The organism is Dehalococcoidia bacterium, from assembly GCA_035574915.1.
Taxonomy (GTDB): domain Bacteria; phylum Chloroflexota; class Dehalococcoidia; order DSTF01; family WHTK01; genus DATLYJ01.
Genome location: DATLYJ010000007.1, coordinates 1 through 23,781 on the forward strand (window position 1 = coordinate 1; position 23,781 = coordinate 23,781).

The following is a 23,781-nucleotide window of genomic DNA, read 5'->3' on the forward strand; positions in this document are numbered from 1 at the left end:
GCGATGCGATGCGGGACGTGCTCGACCCGAGGCTGCGCGGCGGACGCCGCTAGGCCGGCCCTGAGTGGCCAACGAGGGCGTCGAGGATCTCTCGCATCTCGACGAAGAGGTCGTTGACGCGGACGCGCGAGTGCGCGTCCAGGGCCAGAGTCAGCGCGATGACGTCGTCGCCGCGCAGGTTCGACCAGGCCGGCAATCCGAGCAGGTGGCGCAGTTCCTGCTCGATCCGGCCCAGGCGTGCTTCGCCGTCGTCGGCTGGCTCCGTGGCAGTGCCTCCTCCGGGCGTGATGTTAAGCCGAAGCTGTGTCCGTTGCATCGGCAGCAGACTCGGATCTCCTTGTCCCTACATAGGGGCGGTGCTATGATCCGGCGCGAATTAGGGACATAATTCACAAAGTCGCCTGCAGCGGCCGGATTCCGCCCAGGCGCCCGCCGCAAGACTCAGAGCGAACGGAATGGAGTATCCGTGCTAAACGAGTTCGGGCGAGTCGGAGTCCTGTTCTTCTTCGCCATCCTGTTTCCCTCCATCCCGCTGGTAGCGTCGCTCGCGTTCAGGGTCCTGAAGATCCGCCCGGAGGCGCCGGACCCGGTGAAGACAGCCATCTATGAGTGCGGCGTGGAGACCGAGGGAGACTCCTGGGTGCAGTTCAACTTCCGGTACTACCTCATCGCCCTGCTGTTCGTAATCATCGACGTCGAGGTGGTCTTCCTCTACACCTGGGCCGTGGCCTTCCGGGACCAGCTCGTGGTCGGCTTCATCGAGGCCATGACCTTCATCGCCATCCTCGCTGTCGGCTTCGTTTACGCCTGGCGCAAGCGCGCGCTGGAGTGGCGATGACCCTGGCCCTCACGGGAACCCAGGTCGCGGGGAGGCTCCGGTCAGCCTTTCCGGACGCTGTCATCGCCGAGGATGACGTCTCCGTCACGGTGCGCGCCGAACGCATCGTCGAAATTGCCCTCTACCTGCGAGATGACCCTGACTTCGACTGCAAGTACCTGAACAGCCTGACGGCGGTGGACTGGATCGACTACTTCGAAGTCGTGTATCACCTGTCGTCGCTCGCCAGGAACCATGCTCTCACGCTCAAGGCCCGCGCCGACCGGACCAGGGCCGGCGTGCCTTCGGTGATTTCAGTCTGGCAGGGGGCCGACCTGCAGGAGCGCGAGGTCTTCGACCTCATGGGCATCACTTTCGAAGGCCATCCGCGCATGAAGCGCATCTTTCTCTGGGAGGGCTTCCCAGGCCACCCGCTGCGCAAGGACTACCTCGCCCTGCCCGGCGGCTACAAGCCGGGACTACAGCGGTTCCCGTACGAGTTCCCGGAAGGCCAGAGCGAGTACCCCTACCTCGGGCGCTCCCCCCATGCCGACCTCATGCTGGGCACGGCCCACCTCGAGGCTGAGGCTGAGCCGGAGCTCTCCGGCCCGCCGCCGGCGGACGCGCGCCCGGTGCAGCCGACCGCCGGCCTTGCGGTGCCCCAGGGCGAGGAACCCGGCAAGCAGGCGGCCCGCGCCGGCAAGGAGACCGACCTGGAGGTGGTCGCGGAAAAGGCGAACGAGGACGACGTGCCGTGACCGAGATCCGCACTCCTCCCTACGTCGTCAATATCGGGCCGCAGCACCCCTCCACCCACGGAGTCTTCCGCGTGAAGGCGACCCTGGACGGGGAGCGCGTAATCGCCGCCGAGATGGTGTTGGGCTACCTGCACAGGAGCATGGAGAAGCTGGCGGAGGAGCGCACCTTCACCCAGAACATCCCCTTCACCGACCGGATGGACTACCTGGCGGCGATGACAGGGAACCTCGGCTACTGCCTCGCGGTCGAGAAGCTGGCCGGCATCGAGGTGCCGGAGCGGGCGCAATACCTGCGCGTCATCTTCGCCGAACTGCAGCGCATCGCCTCACATTGCATGGCGAACGGCACCTTCGTGAACGACTGCGGCGCCTGGCAGACACCCCTGATGTACATGTTCCGCGAGCGTGAGCGCATTCTGGACCTTTTCGAGATGACTTGCGGCGCCCGCCTGACCACGAACTACATGCGCATCGGCGGCGTGTCGTTCGACGTGCCGGACGAGTGGTACCCGGCGATAGAGTCTCTCATTAACGACCTTCCAGAGCGCATCGCCGAGTACGAAGACCTGCTGCTCGACAACGAAATCCTCCTGGCCCGTGGCCGCGACGTCGGCGTACTGAAGCCCGATGTCGCCATCAACGCTTCTGCCAGCGGCCCCCTGCTGCGGGGCTGTGGCATCGCCTGGGACATCCGCAAGGCCGACCCTTACTGCGTCTACGACCGCATGCAGTTCGACATTCCCGTGGGGCACAACGGCGACTGTTTCGACCGCTTCGTGGTGCGCATGGAGGAGATGAAGCAGAGCCTGCGCATCATCAGGCAGGCCTACGAAGAGCTTCCCGGCGGGCCTGTCAACGTCCCTATCCCCCTGGCCCTGAGGCCGGAACCCGGAGAGGCGTACGCGCGCATCGAGTCGCCCAAGGGTGAGCTTGGCTTCTACGTGGTGAGCGACGGCGGCCCGACGCCCTACCGCTGGCACGTCCGCTCGCCGTCGTTCATCAACCTGACGGTGCTGAACGACATGGTCGTCGGCCACTCGTTAGCCGACGCCATCGTGACCCTGGGAAGCATCGACATCAATGTGGGGGAGATCGACCGGTGAGGTTGCTCAACTGGTACGACTTCGACCCCTTCCGCGAGCTGTACGAGTGGCTCGCAAAGCACACCGAGGACTGGGTCGTGTACCTGGTCAGCGCGATTGTGGGCTGTGTCGGCATCCTGACGTTTGTCGGCCTGGGCGCGCTGATCAACGTCTGGTTGGAGCGCAGGATTATCGGCCGGATGCAGGTGCGCCGCGGCCCGAACCGGGTGGGCCCCTGGGGCCTGCTGCAACCAGTGGCGGACGCGATCAAGCTGATCCAGAAGGAGGTCCTGCAGCCGGACCTGGCCGATAGCAAGCTCTTCAGCCTGCCGCCGATCCTCGTCTTCATCCCGGCGATGCTCAGCTTTGCCGTGTTCGCCTGGGCGCCCGATATGGTCCTCGCGAACCTCGACGTGGGCGTCCTTTACCTGCTAGCGCTTTCGTCCATCACGGCGCTGGCGGTCTTCATCGCTGGTTGGGCCTCGAACAACAAGTATGCCCTGCTCGGGGCGATGCGCGTGATCGCCATGATGGTGAGCTATGAAGCGCCGATGGTCATGGCGCTGCTCGGGCCAGTCCTCTTCGTTGGCACCATGAGCGTGGCCGGGCTTGTCGCCTGGCAGTCCCATTACGGGCCGCTGGCGATCTACGTCCCGATCTCGCTCGTGGTCTACATCGTGTCCGCCACGGCCGAGCTGAACAGGACGCCGGCGGACATAGCCGAGGCCGAGTCCGAAATCGTTGCCGGTTACCACACCGAGTACTCGGGCATGAAATGGGGCCTGTTCTACGCCGTGGAGCTCGTGAACTCGCTCGCCGTCTCGGCGATCGTCGCCAGCCTCTTCTTCGGGGGCTGGTGGCTCGGCGGCCTGGAGGAGTTCGTCCCGCCCTGGATCATCTTCATCGTGAAGACCTACATCTTCTACTTCGGGCTGATCTGGCTGCGCGGGACGCTGCCGCGCTTCCGGATCGACCAGCTGATGGCGCTGGCCTGGAAGATGCTGTTGCCCCTGGGGCTGATCAACGCCGGCATCCTTGCCACGGAAGTGCTGATCTGGCGGGAAGCGGATCTGGGCGACTGGGTCCTGGCCGTATTCGCTGTCGTGAACATCGCCCTGGCTGCCGGCCTCCTGATCCTGTTCTTCCGCGTAATCACCGCAAGGCTGTACCGCCTGCCGCGGCGCCCGGTCCTGGTGCCGACAATCCAGGTGCCTTCGCTGCCTGCGCCCAAGACCACAGCTTCGTTGAACCCGCCGGCGGCCGCGCCTTGAACAAGAGGCAGGGAGGCGAATGGACGATACCGCGGTAGTCATTGCCTTCTGGGTGCTGGCCATCCTCACGATTGTCAGCGCCCTCATGGTGGCTCTGGTCAGGGACCTCATCCACGCCGTCCTTTTCCTGATCCTCTCCTTCGTCGGCGTGGCGGGCCTGTACATAACGCTCTCCGCGGACTTCGTGGCCGTGGTGCAGGTGCTGATCTACGCGGGCGCCATCTCCGTCCTGATGCTGTTCTCGATCCTGCTGACGCCGCGATCGGCGCGCGACAACGCGCCGGTCAACTACTCGGCGCCGATCGCGTCGCTGGCCATCCTCCTGTCCGTGGTGCTCATCTACGCGTCTGTCGAGACGAACTGGGCAAAGGCAAGCAACGATTTCGGCTCGACGGCGCGCGAAATTGGGAACGCCTTGCTCGACCCTTACGTGCTGCCCTTCGAGGTCGCCTCGGTCTTGCTCGTGGTGGCGATGGTGGGGGCGATCATCCTGGTACGGCCCTCCGAGGAAGCGCCGGCTGAAGGGGAGCAGGCTTGATCGAGATCGAGCACGTCCTGGTAGTCGGCGGCATCCTGTTCAGCATCGGGCTCTATGTCGCGCTGTCGCGGCGGAACGCCGTCGGAGTGCTCATGGGCGTCGAGCTCATGCTGAACTCCGTGAACGTGAACCTCATTGGCTTCGCCAGGCTGGCGGAGTCGCCAACGCCGATCACGGGGCAGGTGTTCTCGGTCTTCGTGATTACGGTCGCGGCCGCCGAGGCTGCGGTTGCGCTGGCGTTGGCCGTCTCGGTCTACCGATACCGCCAGTCGATCGATGTCGACAAGCTGGACCTGCTGAAGTGGTGAGCCGGCATGTGGACTAAGCTCATCGAGGTCAAGAACGGCTACGTGGCCAAGGTCTGGAAGGACCTGTATGACGCCGAAGGCGTGGCCGTCCGCATCGTGCCGCCGCTGACCGCCGCGTACTCCTGGTCGGCGCCACGGGAGATCTGGGTCCCGGACTCGAAGACGCACGTGGCCGCTGAGATCCTGAGGAAGGTCTGATGCTGGACCAGATCAAGGAGGAGGCGGTCTGGGCAATCTTCTTCGCGCCCGTCGTCTCCTTCGTCCTCATCGTCGCAATCCAGAAGTCGCAGCAGAGGCTGTGCGGCTACGTCGGAATACTAGCCGTCGCCGTTTCGCTGGTGCTGTCTCTGTGGACGCTGGACAGCGCCTTCCAGGCCGACGGCCACCGCTTCGCCTTCCCGAGCCACGAGTGGCTGGCCTTCGCTGACCTGCGCATCAACATGGGCCTGAATGTCGACGGCCTGACCGCGGTGATGCTGGTCGTTGTGAGCTCGGTGTCGTTCCTGGTGCAGTTCTACTCGCAGGGGTACATGGCTGGCGACGGAGGTTACTGGCGTTACTACGCTTACCTCTCGCTCTTCACCGCGTCGATGCTCGGGTTGGTCCTCATGGACAACCTGATCGGCATTTACGTGTTCTGGGAGATGGTCGGTCTGTGCTCCTTCCTGCTCATCGGTTTCTGGTTCCACAAGCCGGAGGCCGCCGCCGCGGCCAAGAAGGCGTTCCTCGTCACCCGGGCCGGCGACCTCGGCTTTCTGCTCGCCATCCTGCTGATTTTTGCCCACACGGGCACCTTCGACGTGCGCGAGATCCACGAGCTCGCGATCGCGGGCCAGATCGGGAGCACGGCGCTGACCTTCTTCGCCCTGGGCATCTTCGCGGGCGCTGCCGGTAAGTCCGCCCAGGTGCCGTTCCACGTGTGGTTGCCGGACGCGATGGAGGGCCCGACGCCCGTCAGCGCCCTGATCCACGCCGCGACGATGGTCGCCGCGGGCGTGTACCTGGTGGCGCGCATGTTCCCGGTGTTTCACGAGAGCGCCGACGCCATGGCCGTCGTGGGCGCCATCGGCGGCGTGACGGCGATTAGCGCCGCGCTGCTGGGCATTGTGATGACGGACATCAAGCGCGTCCTGGCGTATTCGACGATCAGTCAGCTCGGCTACATGATGCTCGCCCTCGGCGTGGGTGGGTACGTGGCGGCGATCTTTCACCTGTTCACGCATGCCTTCTTCAAAGCGTTGCTCTTCCTCGGCTCAGGCAGCGTGAACCACGCGACGAACACCTTCGATATGCGCCTCATGGGCGGTCTGCGGTCGAAAATGCCCGTGACCTTCTGGACGTTCGTGATCGGCAGTCTGAGCCTGGCCGGCATCTTTCCGCTTGCGGGCTTCTGGAGCAAGGACGAGATCCTTACCGACGCCTGGCATAACGAACGCTACCTGTTCGTGATCGCGCTCATCACGGCCGGCCTTACTGCCTTCTACATGTTCCGGGCGATCTTCATGACCTTCGGGGGCGAGTACCGCGGCGGCGCTCAGCCCGAGCACGGCTCCCACGACGCCCACCACGGCGAGCCGCACGAGTCGCCGCCGGTAATGGCCTTGCCGCTCATGATCCTGGCAGTGCCGGCGACGGTCATCGGCCTGGCCAACACGCCGGACTGGCTCTTCGGCCACCAGATCGGGGACCTGCTGCACGGGGCGCTGCCGCCAGAGGTGGAGCTGCACGCGGCCGAATTCGAAGTGGGCATAGCAGCGGCGTCTACGCTGGTGGCGCTGGCGGGCATCGGCCTGGCGTGGGCGATCTACAGCGCGAAGCTGATCTCGGCGGACGGCCTGCGAGAGTTCTTCGGGCCCTTCCACCGCGATCTGGTGAACAAGTACTACCTCGACTTCCTGTACGAGAAAGTGATCGTCGGCTTTCTCTTCTACCAGGTGATAGGCGGCGCGCTGAGCTGGTTCGATACCCACATCGTGGACGGCGCCGTTAATGGCGCCGGCAGGGTGATCCGCGGCATTGGCGGCGCCGTGCGCTACCTGCAGAGCGGGCAGTTTCAGGCGTACGGCACCATTGGCTTCGCCGGCGTGTTGTTTACCGTAATCGTGGTCCTGGTGCTGAACCCGCCATGAAGCTGAGACTCTGGCCTCCGCGATTCGGGCGCGCTGCCGCGCGCGAAGAGGTGCACCGGTGCTGACGGCTCTGATCGTGGTGCCGCTGATCGGCGCCGTGGCTTCGATGGCTCTGCCGAAGGAGCGCGAGGAGAGCGCGCGCTGGGTCGCGTTACTGTTCACTGCCATCGCGCTGGTGGCCGCCGGAAATGTCTTCTTCGCGCTGGACACAGCAGACGCCGGGCTCCAGTTCGTCGACCGGGCAACGTGGATCGATTCCGAGGTGCTGAGCTTCGACGTGCAGTACTTCGTGGGCGTCGACGGCCTGAGCGCGACGCTGGTGTTGCTGACGGGCATCCTCTTCGTCGTGGCTACGCTCGTCTCGTTCAACATCACGTTGCGCCCGCGCGAGTACTTCATGTGGCTCCTGCTGCTCGAGGCGGCTGTCATGGGCGTCTTCGTGTCGCAGGACCTGATCCTCTTCTTCCTGTTCTGGGAAGGCGAGCTGGTCCCGATGTTCTTCCTGATCTCGATCTGGGGGACGGGGCGCAAGGAGTACAGCGCCATCAAGTTCGTGTTGTACACGCTGGCCGGCTCGGCACTGATGCTGGTGGGCTTCCTGGTGCTCGGCTTCTCCCAGGGCACCTTCGACATGCAGGCGCTGGCCGAGGCGGACATTACGGAGGCGGCGATATCGCTGCACGCGGTGTTCCTGCTGATCCTCGCCGCGTTCGCGATCAAGCTGCCGGTGTTCCCGCTACACACCTGGCTGCCGGACGCCCACACGGACGCGCCGACGGCCGTGTCGGTAATCCTGGCCGGCATCCTCCTGAAGATGGGCGGCTACGGCTTGATCCGGATTAACGCGGGCATCCTGCCGGAACAGTTCGATGACTTTGCCCCCTACCTGGCGGGCTTGGCGGCGGTTAGCGTCCTTTACGGCGCCGTGCTCACCATGCGGCAGCAAGACCTGAAGCGCCTCATCGCCTACTCCAGCGTGAGCCACATGGGTTACGTGCTGCTCGGCGCCTCGGCGCTGGGCGAGATCGGCCTGACGGGGGCGTCTCTGCAGATGTTCACGCACGGCACTATAACTGCCCTCCTCTTCGTCATGGTCGGGCTCATCTACGACCGCGCCCACACGCGCCAGATTGCCGACCTGTCCGGCCTGGCGCACCGAATGCCCCTTGCGGCGACGTTCTTCGTGGTGGCGGGCCTGGCGTCGCTGGGGCTGCCCACGATGTCGGGCTTCGTCGCTGAGCTGCTGGTGTTCCTGGGCAGCATCGAGGCTTTCGAGGTCCAGACCGTGCTGGCCGTCGTCGGGATACTTCTTTCGGCTGGATACATCCTCTGGACGGTCCAGCGAGTGATGTTCGGGCCGGAGAACCCGCGCTGGGCGTCCCTGCCGGACACCGACAACTGGTGGGAGTGGGCGAGTATGGCGACGCTGGCCGCGCTGATAATCGCCATCGGCATCTACCCTTCGATCGTCGTGGACACGCTGGAGAACGGCGTCCTGCGGACAATGGAGTTCATCTAGGCCATGTGGGACGACCTGGACAAGCTGGGGCCGGTTCTCGCAATGGGCGGCGTCGCGACGCTGATCCTGGTCTGGGGCTTTCTGCCGCGTGGCCGCATTCCCGCGCCGCGCAACACGGCCCTCCTGGCGGTAGCGCTGCTCGGGCCCATACTGGCAGCGGCCTGGGCCCTGTCACTGCTGACCCGCGATGAGGCCGGGTTCGCCTTCGCGAACTCGATGGTGCTTGACGACTTCTCCTACTTCTTCCACTTCCTGTTCGCCGGCATCGCGGCCGCGGTCCTGTTCTCGTCCCAGGACTACGGCAAGCGCTTCGGCGACCGGCAGCCCGAGTACTACGCCCTGGTGCTCCTGGCGAGCGGGGCGATGATGCTCCTGGCGGCGAGCCGCGACCTGATCCTTATCTACATCGCCTTGGAGCTTACGAGCATCAGCCAGTACATCATGGCGGCACTCCAGCGCGACGAACGCTCGAGCGAGGCCGGGATCAAGTACCTGCTTCTGGGCGCGGTCGCTTCCGCCGTCATCCTCTACGGCATGGCCTTCCTCTTCGGCATGACGGGAAGCACACGCCTCATCGCGCCGGCGGGCGAGCCAAGCATCGCCAGCGCCATCGCGGAGCGAGGCGAGGAGATGCGCGCCGGGCTGGTGCTATCGGTGGTGTTCCTGATCGCCGGCTTCGGCTTCAAGATGGCCGTGGTGCCCTTCCAGATGTGGGTGCCGGACGTGTACGAGGGCTCGCCGGCGCCTGTCGCGGCGTTCCTGTCCGTAGCCAGCAAGGCCGCCGGATTCGCGGCGGTAATGCGCATTTTCTTCGAAGGACTCACGGACGCGAGCATCAGCGGCGACTGGGCTGACATCTTCGCCGTGGTTGCGGCGGTATCGATGAGCGTGGGGAACGTGCTGGCGCTGGTGCAGTCGAACATCAAGCGCCTGCTCGGCTACAGCTCGATAGCGCAGGCGGGCAATTTCATGGTCGGGCTGGCGGCGATTTCGGCCGCGGGCGGCCTGGAGGGGGCGGCGAGCGGCGTGCTCTTCTTCCTCGCGGCCTACGCCTTCACGAACATGGCGGCTTTCGTCGTCGTGATCGTCATATCGGACCGGACTGGCAGCGACTTGATCGCGGACTATGGCGGCATGTGGCAGCGTGCGCCCGTGCTGGCGCTGGCGTTGACCCTGGCGCTGGTCTCGCTGACTGGCATTCCGCCGACCGTGGGCTTCATCGCCAAGGTCTACATCTTCAACGCCGCCGTCGAGAGCGACCTGGTATGGCTGGTCGTGATCGCGGTGCTCAACAGCGTCGTCTCGGCCTTCTACTACCTCCGGATTGCCGGCACGATGTTTCTCGCCGAACCGAGGTCGAGGGAGAGGATCGCTACCTCCTACCCGGTCCGGCTGGCCCTGGCGGTGGCGGCGGTGGGCATCCTCGCCCTGGGCATAGTGCCCTCGCCGTTGCTGGAGGTCGCCCAGGACGCCGCGGCGGTGTTCGCCGAATAGCGGCACCCTCTGTCCTTGTCATGACCGCGCGCAGGCTTCATCGAGTGGCCGTCACGCTCCCTGCCGGCGGCGCCGGGCGCCTGACACCCGGCATGTTGCGCCGTGTCGCCAGGGCGGTGATGAGGGCGGAGCGCGTCTCGACGGAGGTGGGCGTGGAGGTGGCGCTCGCGGGAAGCGACTCCGTGCGGGAGCTCAACCGCTTGTACCGCGGGCGCGACGAACCGACGGACGTGCTGTCGTTCGCGGCCGCGGAGTCCGCGGTCGCCTTCCCCGAGACCCCAGGCGAGGCCCCCTCTCTGGGCGAGGTCGTCGTCTGCCTGGAGGTGGCGGAGGAGCAAGCCCGTGCGGCGGGCAACCCCGTCGAGGCCGAGGCGGCCCACCTCGTCGTGCACGGACTGCTGCACATCCTGGGCTACGACCACGAGGATGTCGCGGGCGCCGAGCGCATGCAGGCCAGGGAGGACGAGCTGCTCCGCGGCCTCGGCTATGCCGGCCAGTTCTCACACGGCCACTGAGCCAGATGACGATGCGTCCCCATCCTGGCAGGGGCGCGACGGATGGCCGGAGTATTGGGCTTCGCGGCCAGCGGCGATGGTTCCGGGTCCGGCCTTCGACGGCCCGCAGGCGGGCGCCGGCGGCGGACCGCGGAACGGCGCAGGCGGCTCCGGGAGTGCGGTCCGGGGCGCGGTTATACTTTCGGACGTGAGCAGCACCAGCCAGGACGTGGTGCGCCGCGTCTTCGAAGCCACGAACGCGAGGGATGTCGAAGGCCTCCGCGGGCTCTACGCGCCCGAGTTCCGCCTCAACGGTACGACCACAACCTTCGATGAGTTCGCCACGGGGTTCGGCCAGTTCTTCGCTGCCTTTCCGGACGCTCGAGGCGCGGTCGACCAGTATGTCGTCGAGGGCGGGACTGTGGCTGCTCGCTGGACGACGGAGGCCACTCATCTCGGGGACTACGCCGGGGCGCCGGCCACGGGGCGGCGTGTCTCCTGGCACGGCACCACGATGTACCGCATCGAGGGCGGGAAGGTGGTAGAGATGTGGCAGACAGCCGACCTCCTGGACCTGATGCAGCAGATCGGCGCCGTTGTCCCGGCACGACGGACGGCGGGCGGCGGCCCGATTCGCTTTCAGGTGCGTCCGTCCAGGAACGGCGACGGCGCCCCTGGCGGACCTCTCTAGTCACGAGTTCGTTACACTGCGGGGCCTAACGCCGATGCGCCCTAACATGCGCGATCCGTAGGCTGCTTACGCGCGCGAGGGGCGCGCGAGAGGGGCCGAAGGAGGTACGAAGATGCCGCAAGCGCTGGCCATGGCCTACGGCCTGGACTGGGAGACAGAGATCCGCAGCTTCTGGAGCTGGTACAAGGACGCGCGTGAAGCGATTGAAGGCGCCGAGTCCTCATCGCTGGTGCGGGAACTAGTGGCGGGCCAGGAGCAAGCGATCGAGGAGGCTGCCATCAAAGAGAGCCAGCCGGAGGTCGCGCGGCTGGTCCTGCGGGTTGCGGTCGCGCTCGTCGGGCTGCACTACGCCTCGAACCAGAAATTGCTCGCTGCCTTGCGCGAGCAAGGAGTCCTGCAGATGCCGGTCCCGGCCCCGGAGGCGCCCTAGTCCGGCTCGGCGGCTTCGTCGCGCCTGGGCCGGCGGGCGCCCTACTGCGCGCGGAAGGTGACGACGGTGCCGTTCACGTTGACCACGTAGTCCTGGCCGGATGTGAAGTTGCTGCCCAGGCTAATGCTCAGGTCGTACTGGCCGTAGATGGCGGTGCACACGGGATTGCCAGCCGGCAGCGTGTTGTAGACGGCGATTCTGATCTCGTTGCCGGAACGGCTGAGCTCGTAGCCGTCGGCCCGGGCGCAACCGCTGGGAAGGCCCGCCTTGACCTGCAGGCGGTACTGGGGCGGGAACGACTCGAGCACGGTGATCCCAGCGGCATCTATCGGCGCCAGGACGCGCACTGTGGCCTGCCCGGCACCGCTGCCCGGCGTTGGCGTGCGCCCAGGGGCAGGTGTGTCCCGGCCGGGCAGGGGCGTGCCACCTGCAGGCAGGGTGGGAGTCTCACGCGCGGGCGGAGAGGGCGTCTCTCCGATGCCGAGCCCCGGGTCGGCCGGGCGGGCGTCGGGCGTGGGGGCCATGGCCCCCTCTCCGTCCCCGTCTCCAGCCGCCCCGAAGGCCGTGTAGCCGGCGATGGCGACGACGACGGCCACGACCGCGGCTGCCAGGGCTAGCGCTCTCCTCTCCTTCACTGGGACCACCTCTCCAGCTTAGCTCTACAGTTAGGACGCCGGCGCAGGCCGCGATGTTCCCTTGCCCGGCCGGAGACAACGGGAGCATCATCACAGAGCCACGCCGACACCGATCGGGCGGGCGCGCAGTAGATGGGGAGGGCCGATGCCGGTCTCGTTTACCAGGGAAGAAGCGTATTCGTATCTCGACAGCCGCCCTGGCTGGCTGATCCTCACCACCATTGGCCGGGACGGCTATCCGCATTCGGTCCCGATCGGCTACTTCAGGGTCGGCGAGGACATCTACGTCGGCGGAAGGGAAGGCACCCAGCGGCTGAGGAACGTGGAGCGCAACCCGAAGGTCGCGGCGCTCGTCGAGAGCGGCAGTTCGATGCAGGACATACGTGGCCTCATGGTCCAGGGCGACGCCGAGGTGGTCCGCGACCCGGCTCGGGTCCTGGAACTGGTGCGTGAAGCGGCACGGCGCCGGGGCACGCCGGAGTCAGACCTGCCGAAGGAGCCAAGGCCGGGCGTGGCCTACATCCGCATTCGGCCCCGGCGCTTCATCTCCTGGGACTACACACGCTCGTAGCCTGAGGCTCTAGCGACCCGTCTGGCGCAGGAAGGCGATGATCGCCGCGTTGACCTCGTCCGGCTTCTCCTGCTGGGTCCAGTGGCCGCAGTCGCTGATGAGCACCGTCCGCACGTTGGGGACGTGGCGTTCGATGCCGGCCGCCCCCTCCGGCCGGAGAATGGGGTCTTTGTCGGTCACGATCATGAGGGTGGGCTGCTCCACCTTCTGGCCGGCGAAGTGCGGCGTGGACTCCCAGTTAGCGTCGAAGTTCCGGTAGTAGTTGATCGGCCCGCGGAGGCCGCCCCTGGCGAAAGCTTCGACGTAGACGTCGAGGTCGGCGTCGCTGATCGCGGCAGGGTCGGCGCAGATCCGCCTCATCATGCCGCCAAGCGAGCCGCGCAGGTCGCGTTCCATGTTCGCCTCGGCGACGCCCTCGGCCTGGAAGGCGAGGATGTAGTTGAAGCGGCCGTCCGGCGTGGCGCGGAAGCGGTCGGTCGGCTTCACGTCGACGCGGGGTGTGAAGGGCACGTTCAGGGCGATGATGCGCTCGAAACGGTCGGGGCGGGCGAGCGCCAGGTGCCAGGTGATGATCGCTCCCCAGTCGTGCCCGGCTACGGCGCAGCGTTCGATGTCGAGCGCGTCGAGAAGGCCGACGATGTCAGCTTCGAGCTCCTGGATCGTGTACGCGGCGATCGCGTGGGGCTTGTCTGTCTCACCGTAGCCCCGCAGGTCCGGTGCGATAGCGCGGTAGCCGGCAGCGGCGAGCGCGGGAAGTTGGTAGCGCCAGGAGAAGGCGAGTTCCGGGAAGCCGTGCAGCAGCAGGACCGGGTAGCCCTGGCCCGCTTCCAGGTAGTGCATGCGGATGCCGTTGGTCTCAGCGTAGCCGTGGCGCCAGGGTTCGGTCATGTCATGCGCTCCGGTGTCAGGGCGTCGAGGTCCAGGGCGGGGTGCCAGATTATGCCTTCCAATAGCATGTCCACATCATTGACCCGCGGCAGCAGCCGCCAGTCCAGGTGCGTGGCCATCCGCATGGCCGACACGGCGGCATCGAAGGCGTCCTCCGACGAGGCCGCTACGCGCCGGAGGTGCTCCGGCATTGTCGCAAAGTGCTCCTGCAGGTACGCAAGACGCGTGTCCAGCCTGGACTTGTTCACCGGTCCCGTAAGCAGGCGTGGGTAGATTTCGACGACGAGGGGCAAGGCGGCCGCGTCGAATGGCCAGACCGCGAAGCCGGCCTCCCGTAGCATGTGCAGCACCGGCCAACCGCGGAGCGATCCCGTGCCCACGCTCCCCGACCCGCCGACCTGGAACAACGACTTGATCGCTATGCCTCCAACCGGCGGAAGGGCGAGGTCAGAAATGCGGTAGTGGTCCTCGCGGCGGGGCAGGTCCGGCCGGGGGCCGCGGCCACCGCCCCAGAAGGGCGGCTGCCGGTCAGAGAGCCAGCGCTCGGCCTCGGAGCAAGCCAGCGCCCACAACTGAGGAGCGGACGACAGTCCGAGACGGCGCACGAACCACGCAGGCGCCGAGAAGCCGAAATCGAAGCCAGCAATCAGCATCGGGTCTTCGGCCGCGAGCTCGATCAAATGCCTGGCGACCTGCTCGCGACCGCGGCCGCACTCGAGATGTACCAGCCGGCCGTCACTGGCTTCCGCGAGCCAGATCTTCTTCTCGGCGCCGCTCTTGGCGCCGGACCAGTCGATGGCCACGAACCGCATGGCGCCAGCGTACACAAACAGGAGTATGTGCTAACAGCTATGCACGGGACGCCTCCAGCCCCTGCCCTCTGCGGCCTGCAGTCGGTACCCTGATCTCATGGCAAATCGATTGGCGGACGAGACCAGCCCCTACCTCCTGCAGCACAAGGACAACCCGGTCGACTGGTACCCCTGGGGCGCGGAGGCGTTCGAGAAGGCGCGGGCGGAAGACAAGCCGATCCTCCTCTCGGTCGGCTACTCCGCGTGTCACTGGTGCCACGTCATGGAGCACGAGTCCTTCGAGGACCCGGACGTGGCGCGGCTGATGAATGAGCTGTACGTGAACATCAAAGTGGACCGCGAGGAGCGCCCGGACGTCGACGCCATCTACATGCAGGCAGTGCAAGCGCTCACGGGCCGCGGCGGCTGGCCGATGACGGTCTTCCTGACCCCGGACGGGCGGCCCTTCTACGGCGGCACCTACTACCCGCCGGAGGACCGGCACGGCCTGCCCAGCTTCAGCCGAGTCCTGACGTCGATCGCCCAGGTGTATCGAGCGAACCGCGGCGACGTGGAGAAGGCGGCGGGCCAGATCCAGAGCCAGCTCAGCGCCGTCGAGACCATCAGGCCGGGGAACGACTTGCTGACGGAGGACATCCTGCACGTCGCCTACGGCGCCATCGCCCAGAGCCACGACCGCGTAAACGGCGGCTTCGGTTCTGCGCCGAAGTTCCCGCAGCCGATGACGCTCGACTTCCTGCTGCGCTATCACCACCGCACCAAGAGCCCCGGCGCGCTCGAGATCGTCGAGCGCACCCTGCGACGAATGGCGCTCGGGGGCATGTACGACCAGGTCGGCGGCGGTTTTCACCGCTACGCCACGGACGCCGTCTGGCTCGTCCCGCACTTCGAGAAGATGCTGTACGACAACGCCCTCCTGGCGCGCGTCTATCTGGACGCCTATCGCGTTACGGGATTGGGCTTCTACCGGCGAGTCAGTACGGAGACCCTCGACTATGTCCTGCGGGAGATGACGCATCCGGACGGAGGCTTCTATTCGACGCAGGACGCGGACTCCGAGGGGGCGGAGGGCAAGTTCTTCGTCTGGACGCCAGAGGAAATCGCCGCGGCCCTCGAGGACGACGCCGAGATCATCGCGCGCTACTTCGGAGTCACCGACGAGGGCAACTTCGAAGGGCGCAACATCCTCCATGTCCCCGTGCCGGCGGAGGAGTTCGCGGCCCTCCACGGCATGGAGGAGCAAGACTTTGATGAGGTGCTCCGGCGCGCGAAGGCGAAGCTCTACGAAGCGCGCGAGAGGCGCGTCCACCCGGGACGCGACGAAAAGGTGCTGACGGCGTGGAACGGCATGATGATGCGCTCTCTCGCGGAGGCCGGCGCTCTGCTTGGCTCTGAGCGGTATCTCGAGGCCGCGGCGCGCAACGCCGACTTCATTCTCGCGAACCTGTTCGAAGATGGACGGCTGCTCCGCTCCTGGAAGGACGGGAGGGCGAAACTCCGGGGCTACCTCGAGGATTACGCGCTGCTCATCGACGGCCTGCTTGCCACCTATGAGGCGACTTTCGAGCTGCGCTACCTCCGCCGGGCGCTGGAGCTAGCGGACGACATGGTGCGGCTCTTCTGGGACGATGGCGTCCAGGGCTTCTTCGACACGGCCACGGACCACGAGACCCTCATCGCCCGCCCGCGCGACTTCTTCGACAACGCCACGCCGTCAGGGACCTCCGTTGCCGCGGACGTGATGCTCCGCATCGCCGTCCTCACCGGGGACACCGACCGCGAGCGGCGGGCGGTAGCCTGCCTGCGGGCGCTGGCCCCGGTGGTCCAGCGCGCGCCGAGCGGCTTCGGGCGCCTGCTGACGGCGCTCGACTTCCACCTGCGACCCATTCGGGAGGTGGCGGTGATCTGGCCGGAGCGGCCGGAGCAGGCGCGGCCCATCCTCGACGTGTTGCGCGAGTCGTATCGGCCGGACGTGGTGCTCGCCGGCGCTAGGGAGGGGGAGGGCGGCGACCTCACGCCGCTGCTCGAGGGCCGCGTCGCCGCCGGCGGCCAGGCGACCGCTTACGTCTGCGAGCGTTTCGTCTGCCAGGCGCCGGCCACGGACCCGGACGCGCTTCGCCGCCTCCTGAACGGCGAGACATAAGGGCCGGGCGGCCCTATAATGGGCCTCTCGAAAGGCACTCCGCCGAGCCGGCGTATCGGCTGGCGGCCAGGAGTTCGTCGGTTACGGCCGGGCTGCGCGCCCGGCCTGACAATTTGCCCCGCCGGGCAGGGGCCTGAGGTACGGGACATGGGCGACCGGAAGCGAGCGCAGATCGTAGGGGCGACCGGCTACGGCGGCCTGGGCATCCTGGAACTGCTACTTGAACACCCCGGATTCGAAGTTGCGTCGATCTCGGCGCGGGATGACGCCGGCCGGCGGATCGACGAGGTGTACCCGCACCTGACCGGCCGCTGCGAGATGGTCGTGGAGCCGCCGGACCGGGCGTCCATCGGCGAAGGGGTCGATGTCGTGGTCTTCGCGACGCCGGACCGCGTCTCGCAGGGCTACGCGCGGGGACTCGCCGACGCCGGCGTGCGTTTCATCGACTACTCCGGCGACTTCCGTTTCGCGAGCGAGGCCGATTACGCAGCCTACGCTCAGCGCCACCCCTCGATCGCCGAGGTGGGGCACCAGGCCCCGGAGTTGCTGGGCCGGGCCGTTTACGGCGTCTCGGAGCTGAACGCAGCGCGGATCGCGGCGGCGCCGATCGTGGGCAATCCCGGCTGCTTCGCCATGGGCATGATCCTGGGGCTGGCGCCGCTCTTCGCCGACGGGCTGGTCGAGGGCGGGTTGGTGGCGGTCGACGCGCTCACGGGCTCGTCGGGCGCGGGCAAGAAACCGGCGCCGCAGCAGCACTTCTCCCACCTCAACGATAACGTGGTGCCTTATCGGGTGCTCTCGCATCAGCACGTCGTGGAGTCGGAGCAGACGCTGGGGCGCCTGGGAAAGGCCTCCGGCGCGACGCTGGACTTCGTGCCCCACCTCCTGGGAACGACGCGCGGGATACTCAGTACGATGCACGCGACGCTCACGAAGACGGCCTCGCGGCAGGCACTGCTTGACCGCTACCGTGAGTTCTACGACGGCTCGCCCTTCGTCCGCATCCTCGACCAGCCGCCGACGCTCAAGGGCACGCTCGGCTCGAACTACTGCGACATCTCCCTCGCCCTGAGCGCCGACGGGAAGCGGGTAGTAGTCATGTCGTCGATCGACAACCTTCTCAAAGGGCAGAGCGGCTCGGCCGTGCAAAACCTCAACCTCATGTTCGGCTTCGATCAGGCGGCGGGCCTGACGCGCGGCCCGGTGTATCCCTGAGATGGCCACGGTTTCGATCGTCGAGGGCGGAGGAGTTACCGCGCCGGCCGGGTTCAGGGCGGGCGCCGTCTGCGCCGGCATGTACGCCGCCGGTCCGAAGGCGGGCGCGCTGGACCTCGCGATCCTGGTCTCCGACCGGCCGTGCCATGCGGCCGCCGTGTTCACCCGGAACCTCGTAAAGGGTGCGCCGGTGGTCCTGAGCCAGGAGCGCATTTCCGGCGGGTGCGTGCGCGCAGTAGTCGCGAACTCCGGCTGCTCGAACTCGCTGAACGGGCCGGGCGGCTATGACGACGCCAGGCTCATGACCGAGCTCGCGGCGGCGCACTGCGGCCTGAAGGCCGAGGAATTTGCGGTCGCCTCCACGGGTGTCACCGGCACGCGCATGCCTATGGACAAGGTCACGGCCGGCATTTCGCGCATCGTCCTGAAGCCAGACGGAGGTCACGAGTTTGCCCTGGCGATCATGACCACGGACACGAGGCCGAAGGAGGTCGCTGTACGGGTCGAGACGCCGTCCGGCCACTATCACATCGGTGGATGCGCCAAGGGGAGCGGCATGATCCATCCGGACATGGCGACGATGCTGGCTTACGTGACGACTGACGCCGACGTCGAGCCGGGTTTCCTCGCGGCCGCTCACCGGCGCGTCGCCGACGCTACGTTGAACATGGTCAGCGTGGACGGCGACACCAGTTGCTCAGACACGTTCATCATCCTGGCGAATGGCGCCGCCAGCCTGCCCCGGATCGAGGCCGGCACGCCGGAAGCCGAGGCGTTCGAGGGGGCCCTGCTGCGGGTCGCGACCCATCTTGCCCGCGAGATTGCCCGTGACGGCGAGGGCGCCGGGCGCTTGATGGAAGTGGCCGTGACAGGCGCGGCCTCCCTGGAGGACGCCCGGCGGGTCGCGCGCACGATCACCACGTCGCCCCTAGTGAAGACGGCAATCGCCGGCTGTGACCCCAACTGGGGCCGCATCCTGGTGGCGGCGGGGCGTGCGGGGGCCCGGCTAGAGGAAGCGAAGTGCACGCTAATGCTGCAGGGGCGGCTGCTCTTCGAGCGCGGCGCCGCCGTCCCCTTCCAGGAAGCGGAAATGCGAAAGTATCTCGACGCGCCGGAGGTGCGCATCGAGCTCGACCTCGGGCTGGGTGAGTCATCGGCGACAGCCTGGGGCTGCGACCTTACGACCGAGTACGTCCACATCAACGCCGACTACACGACTTAAGGGCTGGCCGGCGCCCGCCTGGCTCGGCGCCTCGCCAGGGCTGCGGACGAGGCGCTTCGTTAGACGTCAGGCAGACGCGCGGCAGGCATGCCCTCGGAGGCGAGCGCTAACATAAGGGCGATCGCCGTGATAGAGCCGGAAGAGCAGGAGCGGATGGAGGGGCAGGCGCCAAACGTCGCTACGGTGGCCGTGCTCGGGTTCATGGCCGGCCTGGTGCTGTGGGTGGGCGGCGCCTGCCTGGTGCTCGGCTCCGGCGGCGACGACACCGGGCGCCCCCTGACCCCCCGTAACATCTCCACGGCGCCCGCTGCCAGACCGACGGCCACGACCCTGCCTAACCGGACCAACTGCGCCGAGATCCGCGGCACGGAGTACCGCTCGGAAGCCGAGAGGCAGTGGTTCATCCAGAACTGTACCTGAGTCGGAGCAGCCTGGCCGCAGCGTCAGCCGGGGTTTCGAAGGCCGGGGGGCGGGTGCAACAATGCGCCAACTGCGGTAGACTCTGGCCTACCCTGACGTTTACGTGACCGTTTGGGAGGCTCCATGGGCGCGCTTTCCGGCCTTCGTATAGTCGACCTTGGCTGGGCGATGGCCGGCCCCCAGGCCACGCGCATCCTTGCGGACCTCGGCGCCGAGGTGATCAAGGTCGAGAGCAACGCGCGGCCGGACCAGGCGCGGACAACGTTCGGCCCGCATGTCGGCGAGCGGGGCATCAACAACAGCGGCTACTTCAACAACTTCAACCGCAACAAGCTGAGCGCCACCATCAACCTGTCGCTCCCGGAGGGCCGCGAGGTCTTCAAGAAGCTTGTCGCCATCTCCGACGGCGTGCTCGAAAACTTCAGCGCCGGCGTGATGAAGAAGTGGGGCCTGCACTATGAAGGCCTGCGAGCCGTGAAACCGGACATCGTCTACGTCAGCATGGCCGGCTTCGGCCACAGCGGACCATACGCTGACTACCAGACTTACGGCCCGACGGTACAGGCCGTGTCCGGACTGACCTTCCAGTCGGGCTTTCCGGACATGGCGCCCGCGGGCTGGGGCTTTTCCTACATGGACCACACGGGTGGCTACTTCGGCTGCATGGCAATGCTGCAGGCGCTGTTGTACCGCCGGCGCACCGGCAAGGGGCAGCACGTGGACCTTTCCCAGGTCGAAGCTGCCATTACCCTCACCGGCCCGGCTCTCCTCGACTACCAGGTGAACGGCCGGCCGTCGGCGCGCATCGGCAACGCCTCCGGCCACCCGACGATGGCGCCGCACGGCGTCTATCGCTGCGCTCCGGACGAGAGCGATGGTGGCGTCGGCGACGACGAGTGGGTGGCCATTGCCGTGGCGACCGAGGGGCAGTGGCAGGCCTTCACCTGCGCCGTCGGGCATCCGGAGTGGCAGCATGACCCGCGCTTCGAGACCTTCACGGCCCGCCTGGCGCACCAGCGCGAGCTCGACGGCCTGGTGGAGGAGTGGACGCGGCCCCGCTCGAACCTCGAGGTACAGCGCACGCTGCAAGCGGCCGGCGTGCCAGCGGGCAGGGTCCAGCGCTCGCGGGAGCTGTTCGAGGATGAGCCTCAGCTGGAGCACCGGCGCTTCTATCCTGTCCTCGACCACCCGGTGGTCGGGCGACATCGCGTGGACGGAATGCCGGCCGTCTTCTCGCGCACGCCAGCGGAGTTCAAGCGGGGCGGCCCCCTGATGGGCGAGGACAACGACTACGTTTTCGGGGAACTGCTCGGCATGCCCGAAGACGAGATCAGGCGGCTCGAGTCGGAGAAGGTGCTGTGGTGAGCGACCCAGTCGACCAGGCGCTGGAGGGCATCCGCGTCATCGAGCTCGCCGGGCCGGAAGGGGAGTGGTGCGGCAAGCTCTTCGCCGACATGGGCGCCGACGTCATCAAGGTGGAACCACCGCAGGGCGCGGCCAGCCGGAATATCGGGCCTTTCGTGGCGGACGTGCCCGACGGCGAGCGCAGCCTCTTCTTCTGGCACTACAACACCAGCAAGCGGTCCGTGACGCTGGACATCGAGACGGAGGAGGGCAGGCGCCTCCTGCGACGACTCATCGAGCGCGCCGACGTCTTCCTCGAGACGCTGCCGCCCGGCCGGGCGGCAGCGCTCGGCCTCGGATACGAGTCGCTGTCGGCGCGCAACCCCAGGCTGGTGCATGTCGCCCTCACTCCTTTCGGGCAGACCGGGCCGTATGTCGACGCCGGTTATCAGACGACCGACCTCGTGACCATGGCCCTCGGAGGCCCCATGCAGTCCTGCGGCTACAGCCTGGAGGACGGCGACCTTCCTCCCGTGCGTCCGGGGCCGTATCACAGCTACCACACCGGCTCGCACTACGCCTTTATCGCCGCCCTTGCGGCGCTCTGGGAACGGGAGAACAGCGGCCAGGGGCAGTACATCGACGTGTCCGCGCACGCGGCCCTCGCGGTCACGGTGGAGTTCGCGAGCACGAACTGGGAGTACGAACGGGCGACCATCCGCCGCCAGACCGGCCGTCACGCCGGACGCCAGCCTACGGCCCGGACGCAGCACCTCTGCGCGGACGGGAAGTACGTGAACCTGAGCCTGCCCTTCAACCAGGACGCCTGGCACAAGCTCCTGGCCGTGCTGCGCGAGAAGGGGATCGACCTGGACCTCGATGTCGAGGCGCTTGCCGACCCGCAACGCCGCTTCGCCTTGGGCAGCACTATCCTCGACGTACTCGAGGTCATGACCTCGACGATGACTTCCGAGGAGCTGTTCCACCTCGGCCAGAGCATCGGGCTGACCTGGGGCGCCGTGCGCCGGCCAGAGGACTGGCTGGACGACCCGCACGCCGCCGCGCGCGGCTTCTTCGTGGAGGTGGAACAGCCGGAGATCGGCCGCACGCTGCGATATCCCGGCGCCCCCTACAAATTCCTGGGCTCGCCCTGGCGGCTGCGCAGGCGAGCACCGGCCCTGGGCCAGGACAACCAGGACGTCTACGGCGAGTTGGGCCTTGCGCCCGCGGACCTCACCGCCCTCCGCGAGGCCAGCGTGATCTAGGTCTCTCGCGGTCCGCGTGGTGCCGGATCTGCGCCGGCGCCCATCTCGCGGGAGCCCCTCACGAGCCCTCTCGGACCTCCACGATTCCGTCGGCAACGAGGCCGTGGGCCTTGCGCTGGTCCCGGCTGGGGGCCTCGGCGTCCGGCGCCTCGACCAGGCTGTAGACGCGGCCGGTCTGCTCGTTGAACACTACTTGACGTAATCACACCGTACTGACCCTGCCCCTCGAGGTCCCGCTTGTGCGCCCTCGGCGGCCGAGACCGCCCGCGGGGGTGTCCGCTCCCTCGATGCGCCGGACGGTCCCTCGATCTAATGCGTTAGCGTTGCTAAGGGGAGGGCGCGGTGATATATTGCCTTTAGCACAGGTTCCGGTTTTCGGAAGTGGGTTCTCGGCCCACTTTTTTGTTAGCCTGAAACCGGCGCCTCGGCTGCCGGCCGCGTCGAAGGCGGCCAATGGGTCAGAACACAAGGAGAAATAGGGTTGGCCACCGCGATACAGCGCGCGACAAGAACGAACCAGAACGACTTCCTGACCGCGATCGCGCAGCTCGCTGCCGAGAAGAACCTGCCGAAGGAAGTGGTCTTCGAAGCTGTCGAGGCCGCGCTCGCCTCCGCTTACAAGAAGGACGCGCTCGCGAACGCGAACCTGATCGTGAAGATCGACCCGAGCACGGGCAACGCCCGCGTCTTCATGCAGAAGACGGTCGTCGAAGAGGTCGAGGACCCGAAGACCGAGATAACGCTCGAGGAAGCGAAGCAGATTCAGCCGAACACGTACATCGGGGATGTCGTCAACATCGAAGTCACGCCCGCGAACGCTGGCCGTATCGCCGCACAGACGGCGAAGCAGGTTGTGCTCCAGCGCCTGCGCGAAGCCGAGCGCGAGGTGGTCTTCGAGGAGTACTCAGGCAAGGAAGGCGACATCATCTCCGGCGTGGTCCACCGCATCGAGGGGCGACACGTGTACATCGACCTCGGCAAGACGGAAGCTGTCCTGCCGCCTTCGGAGCAGGTCCGGACCGAACACTACCGGCCCGGCCAGCGCCTCAAGGTCTACCTGTTGGAGGTGCACAAGGCGAACCGCGGCCCCCAGGTCACGGTCTCGCGGACGCACAAGAACCTGTTGCGCCGCCTCTTCGAGCTCGAGGTGCCGGAGATATTCCGCGGCACGGTCGAGATCAAGGCCATCGCCCGCGAGCCGGGGTTCCGCAGCAAGGTGGCGGTCTACTCGCGCCAGGAGGGCATCGACCCGGTGGGCGCGTGTGTCGGCCTGCGCGGCATCCGCATCCAGAACATAGTCAATGAGCTCAACGGCGAGCGCATCGACGTTGTCCAGTGGGACCCGGACCCGGCGCGCTTCGTGGCCAATGCGCTGAGCCCGGCGCAGGTCCACCGTGTGCGCCTGCTCGGGGACGAGCAGAACACCGCAGAGGTCGTAGTTGCCGACCGCCAGCTGTCGCTGGCAATCGGCAAGGAGGGGCAGAACGCCCGCCTGGCCGCGAAGCTCACCGGGATGCGGATCGACATCAAGAGCCTGTCGGCGGTCGAGGAAGAAGAGGGGGCAGAGGAGCCCGTGGCCGTTTCGACGGCGAGCCGCATGATCGCCGAGCCTGGCCCGCGAGACGTGCCAGTCTGGGCCGAGGTCGTCGAGCCGGAAGAGGCGGAGGAAGAGGAGAAGCCCGCTGCCGCGACGGAAGAGGTCCTCGCGCCGGCGGCGATGGTCGCTCCGGCCGAG

26 protein-coding genes are annotated in these 23,781 nt (G+C 67.1%); 21 read left to right on the forward strand and 5 right to left on the reverse strand.

Annotated elements, in window-relative coordinates; translation table 11 throughout:
• Positions 1-49: 49 nt before the first annotated feature.
• Positions 50-316 carry a hypothetical protein gene (locus VNN10_00575; GenBank protein HXH20493.1) on the reverse strand — a complete coding sequence of 89 codons (267 nt, stop codon included), beginning with the start codon at positions 314-316 and terminating at the stop codon, positions 50-52.
• Between the two features lie 150 nt (positions 317-466).
• Between VNN10_00575 and VNN10_00580 the strand changes: the two genes are divergently transcribed.
• The 13 genes from VNN10_00580 (at position 467) to VNN10_00640 (ending at position 11,531) form a co-directional block, all read left to right on the forward strand.
• Positions 467-838 (forward strand): NADH-quinone oxidoreductase subunit A, encoded by a 372-nt coding sequence (locus VNN10_00580; protein HXH20494.1) that lies wholly within the window; start codon positions 467-469, stop codon positions 836-838.
• Positions 835-1,575, forward strand: coding sequence for an NADH-quinone oxidoreductase subunit C (locus VNN10_00585; protein ID HXH20495.1), 741 nt, complete (start codon positions 835-837; stop codon positions 1,573-1,575). Before VNN10_00580 ends, VNN10_00585 begins: the two co-directional genes overlap by 4 nt.
• A 5-nt stretch (positions 1,576-1,580) precedes the next feature.
• Complete coding sequence (locus VNN10_00590) at positions 1,581-2,678, forward strand: NADH-quinone oxidoreductase subunit D (protein HXH20496.1); 1,098 nt, start codon at positions 1,581-1,583, stop codon at positions 2,676-2,678.
• Entirely contained in the window at positions 2,675-3,928 is a 1,254-nt protein-coding gene (gene nuoH / locus VNN10_00595) for an NADH-quinone oxidoreductase subunit NuoH (GenBank protein HXH20497.1), read from the forward strand. The genes VNN10_00590 and nuoH overlap by 4 nt, the downstream gene beginning before the upstream one ends.
• A 19-nt stretch (positions 3,929-3,947) precedes the next feature.
• Complete coding sequence (locus tag VNN10_00600; GenBank protein HXH20498.1) at positions 3,948-4,466, forward strand: NADH-quinone oxidoreductase subunit J; 519 nt, start codon at positions 3,948-3,950, stop codon at positions 4,464-4,466.
• Complete coding sequence (gene nuoK, locus VNN10_00605; protein ID HXH20499.1) at positions 4,463-4,774, forward strand: NADH-quinone oxidoreductase subunit NuoK; 312 nt, start codon at positions 4,463-4,465, stop codon at positions 4,772-4,774. Before VNN10_00600 ends, nuoK begins: the two co-directional genes overlap by 4 nt.
• A gap of 6 nt (positions 4,775-4,780) precedes the next feature.
• The gene (locus VNN10_00610) at positions 4,781-4,972 is read left to right on the forward strand and encodes a hypothetical protein (GenBank protein HXH20500.1); all 192 of its coding nucleotides are present in this window, start codon (positions 4,781-4,783) and stop codon (positions 4,970-4,972) included.
• A complete protein-coding gene (gene nuoL, locus VNN10_00615; GenBank protein HXH20501.1) occupies positions 4,972-6,903 on the forward strand; it encodes an NADH-quinone oxidoreductase subunit L in 1,932 nt (643 codons plus the stop codon). Before VNN10_00610 ends, nuoL begins: the two co-directional genes overlap by 1 nt.
• Positions 6,904-6,961: 58 nt before the next feature.
• A complete protein-coding gene (locus tag VNN10_00620; GenBank protein HXH20502.1) occupies positions 6,962-8,422 on the forward strand; it encodes an NADH-quinone oxidoreductase subunit M in 1,461 nt (486 codons plus the stop codon).
• A 3-nt stretch (positions 8,423-8,425) separates the two neighbouring features.
• A complete protein-coding gene (locus VNN10_00625; protein ID HXH20503.1) occupies positions 8,426-9,916 on the forward strand; it encodes an NADH-quinone oxidoreductase subunit N in 1,491 nt (496 codons plus the stop codon).
• Positions 9,917-9,960: 44 nt separating this feature from the next.
• On the forward strand, positions 9,961-10,431 hold the full coding sequence (gene ybeY / locus VNN10_00630) for an rRNA maturation RNase YbeY (GenBank protein ID HXH20504.1): 471 nt from the start codon (positions 9,961-9,963) through the stop codon (positions 10,429-10,431).
• A gap of 187 nt (positions 10,432-10,618) precedes the next feature.
• Positions 10,619-11,101, forward strand: a complete 483-nt coding sequence (locus tag VNN10_00635; protein ID HXH20505.1) for an ester cyclase — start codon at positions 10,619-10,621, stop codon at positions 11,099-11,101.
• A gap of 112 nt (positions 11,102-11,213) precedes the next feature.
• Positions 11,214-11,531: a hypothetical protein gene (locus tag VNN10_00640; protein HXH20506.1), complete on the forward strand. Its 318-nt coding sequence runs from the start codon at positions 11,214-11,216 to the stop codon at positions 11,529-11,531.
• Positions 11,532-11,572: 41 nt separating this feature from the next.
• Here the strand turns inward: VNN10_00640 and VNN10_00645 are convergent, their stop codons facing one another.
• Entirely contained in the window at positions 11,573-12,166 is a 594-nt protein-coding gene (locus tag VNN10_00645) for a hypothetical protein (GenBank protein ID HXH20507.1), read from the reverse strand.
• A gap of 145 nt (positions 12,167-12,311) precedes the next feature.
• On the opposite strand from VNN10_00645, the gene VNN10_00650 reads away from it, so the two are divergent.
• Complete coding sequence (locus tag VNN10_00650) at positions 12,312-12,737, forward strand: pyridoxamine 5'-phosphate oxidase family protein (protein HXH20508.1); 426 nt, start codon at positions 12,312-12,314, stop codon at positions 12,735-12,737.
• Between the two features lie 9 nt (positions 12,738-12,746).
• Here VNN10_00650 and VNN10_00655 read toward each other — a convergent pair whose 3' ends face one another.
• Positions 12,747-13,625, reverse strand: a complete 879-nt coding sequence (locus VNN10_00655) for an alpha/beta hydrolase (GenBank protein ID HXH20509.1) — start codon at positions 13,623-13,625, stop codon at positions 12,747-12,749.
• Complete coding sequence (locus VNN10_00660; GenBank protein ID HXH20510.1) at positions 13,622-14,437, reverse strand: hypothetical protein; 816 nt, start codon at positions 14,435-14,437, stop codon at positions 13,622-13,624. The genes VNN10_00655 and VNN10_00660 overlap by 4 nt, the downstream gene beginning before the upstream one ends.
• 97 nt (positions 14,438-14,534) lie before the next feature.
• On the opposite strand from VNN10_00660, the gene VNN10_00665 reads away from it, so the two are divergent.
• The 6 genes from VNN10_00665 to VNN10_00690 all read left to right on the forward strand — a co-directional run bounded on the left by VNN10_00665 (position 14,535) and on the right by VNN10_00690 (position 22,046).
• Entirely contained in the window at positions 14,535-16,580 is a 2,046-nt protein-coding gene (locus tag VNN10_00665; GenBank protein HXH20511.1) for a thioredoxin domain-containing protein, read from the forward strand.
• 147 nt (positions 16,581-16,727) lie between these two features.
• Positions 16,728-17,795: an N-acetyl-gamma-glutamyl-phosphate reductase gene (gene argC, locus VNN10_00670; GenBank protein ID HXH20512.1), complete on the forward strand. Its 1,068-nt coding sequence runs from the start codon at positions 16,728-16,730 to the stop codon at positions 17,793-17,795.
• 1 nt (position 17,796) lies between these two features.
• Positions 17,797-19,017, forward strand: coding sequence for a bifunctional glutamate N-acetyltransferase/amino-acid acetyltransferase ArgJ (gene argJ / locus VNN10_00675; protein ID HXH20513.1), 1,221 nt, complete (start codon positions 17,797-17,799; stop codon positions 19,015-19,017).
• Between the two features lie 87 nt (positions 19,018-19,104).
• Positions 19,105-19,437: a hypothetical protein gene (locus tag VNN10_00680; protein ID HXH20514.1), complete on the forward strand. Its 333-nt coding sequence runs from the start codon at positions 19,105-19,107 to the stop codon at positions 19,435-19,437.
• Positions 19,438-19,560: 123 nt separating this feature from the next.
• Entirely contained in the window at positions 19,561-20,802 is a 1,242-nt protein-coding gene (locus tag VNN10_00685) for a CoA transferase (protein ID HXH20515.1), read from the forward strand.
• A complete protein-coding gene (locus VNN10_00690; GenBank protein ID HXH20516.1) occupies positions 20,799-22,046 on the forward strand; it encodes a CoA transferase in 1,248 nt (415 codons plus the stop codon). The genes VNN10_00685 and VNN10_00690 overlap by 4 nt, the downstream gene beginning before the upstream one ends.
• A 58-nt stretch (positions 22,047-22,104) precedes the next feature.
• Here VNN10_00690 and VNN10_00695 read toward each other — a convergent pair whose 3' ends face one another.
• Positions 22,105-22,236, reverse strand: a complete 132-nt coding sequence (locus VNN10_00695) for a hypothetical protein (protein HXH20517.1) — start codon at positions 22,234-22,236, stop codon at positions 22,105-22,107.
• Between the two features lie 291 nt (positions 22,237-22,527).
• Here VNN10_00695 and nusA point away from each other — a divergent pair.
• The coding region (gene nusA, locus VNN10_00700; protein HXH20518.1) for a transcription termination factor NusA at positions 22,528-23,781 on the forward strand (1,254 nt) is incomplete at its 3' end.

Coding starts and splice junctions, on each gene's coding strand:
- VNN10_00575 (HXH20493.1), bottom strand. CDS start 316: ATGCAACGGACACAGCTTCGGCTTAACATCACGCCCGGAGGAGGCACT.
- VNN10_00585 (HXH20495.1), top strand. CDS start 835: ATGACCCTGGCCCTCACGGGAACCCAGGTCGCGGGGAGGCTCCGGTCA.
- VNN10_00600 (HXH20498.1), top strand. CDS start 3,948: ATGGACGATACCGCGGTAGTCATTGCCTTCTGGGTGCTGGCCATCCTC.
- VNN10_00610 (HXH20500.1), top strand. CDS start 4,781: ATGTGGACTAAGCTCATCGAGGTCAAGAACGGCTACGTGGCCAAGGTC.
- nuoL (HXH20501.1), top strand. CDS start 4,972: ATGCTGGACCAGATCAAGGAGGAGGCGGTCTGGGCAATCTTCTTCGCG.
- VNN10_00625 (HXH20503.1), top strand. CDS start 8,426: ATGTGGGACGACCTGGACAAGCTGGGGCCGGTTCTCGCAATGGGCGGC.
- VNN10_00640 (HXH20506.1), top strand. CDS start 11,214: ATGCCGCAAGCGCTGGCCATGGCCTACGGCCTGGACTGGGAGACAGAG.
- VNN10_00650 (HXH20508.1), top strand. CDS start 12,312: ATGCCGGTCTCGTTTACCAGGGAAGAAGCGTATTCGTATCTCGACAGC.
- VNN10_00655 (HXH20509.1), bottom strand. CDS start 13,625: ATGACCGAACCCTGGCGCCACGGCTACGCTGAGACCAACGGCATCCGC.
- VNN10_00660 (HXH20510.1), bottom strand. CDS start 14,437: ATGCGGTTCGTGGCCATCGACTGGTCCGGCGCCAAGAGCGGCGCCGAG.
- VNN10_00665 (HXH20511.1), top strand. CDS start 14,535: ATGGCAAATCGATTGGCGGACGAGACCAGCCCCTACCTCCTGCAGCAC.
- argC (HXH20512.1), top strand. CDS start 16,728: ATGGGCGACCGGAAGCGAGCGCAGATCGTAGGGGCGACCGGCTACGGC.
- argJ (HXH20513.1), top strand. CDS start 17,797: ATGGCCACGGTTTCGATCGTCGAGGGCGGAGGAGTTACCGCGCCGGCC.
- VNN10_00680 (HXH20514.1), top strand. CDS start 19,105: ATGCCCTCGGAGGCGAGCGCTAACATAAGGGCGATCGCCGTGATAGAG.
- VNN10_00685 (HXH20515.1), top strand. CDS start 19,561: ATGGGCGCGCTTTCCGGCCTTCGTATAGTCGACCTTGGCTGGGCGATG.